Origin of the sequence: Pseudomonas sp. ENNP23 (genome assembly GCF_001728945.1) — a bacterium.
GTDB lineage: Bacteria > Pseudomonadota > Gammaproteobacteria > Pseudomonadales > Pseudomonadaceae > Metapseudomonas > Metapseudomonas otitidis.
The window spans coordinates 1-664 of record NZ_LYSP01000116.1; the positions used below are offsets into that span (position 1 = coordinate 1).

Below are 664 nucleotides of genomic sequence, written 5' to 3' on the forward strand. Positions count from 1 at the left end.
TGGCCAGACCCACAGCCAGCAGTACGACCTCAACGACAACCCCACCACCGACACCAACCCGCGCCAGTTCAGCCGCACCCGCGCCTACGACGCACTCGACCGCCTGGTCTCCAGCACCGACGCCCTCAACGGCGTCACCACCCAGGCCTACGACGCCCAGGACAACCTCACCCAGGTGGTCGACCCGCGCGGCGTCACCACCCGCTACGAATACGACGGCCTCGGCAACCTCACCCGCCTCATCAGCCCCGACACCGGCACCACCACCTTCCAGCACGATGCCGCCGGCAACGTCATCCAGAAGACCGATGCCCGCGGCATCGTCACCACCTACCGCTACGACGCCCTCAACCGCCTCATCGCCCGCCAGTACCCCGCCACCCCCGCGCTCAACGTCCAGTACCACTACGACATGACCGCCAACGGCAACAAAGGCGTCGGCCGCCTCACCGCCGTGCAGGACGCCAGCGGCGTGCTCGGCTACCAGTACGACGAGCGTGGCAACCTCATCCAGCAACTGCGCTCCGTGCCCGTGCTGGGGAGTGATCAGTACGACACCCTCGGCTACGCCTATGACGCCGCCAGCAACCTCGTGCGCATCGACTACCCCGCCGGCTTCAGCATCCACTACAGCCGCAACGCCGCCGGCCAGGTCAGCCAGGTC

1 pseudogene is annotated in these 664 nt (G+C 67.9%); it reads left to right on the forward strand.

What is annotated here, in order from left to right:
* Positions 1 to 664: pseudogene (locus tag A9G05_RS26275) on the forward strand (RHS repeat protein); the annotation flags it as partial.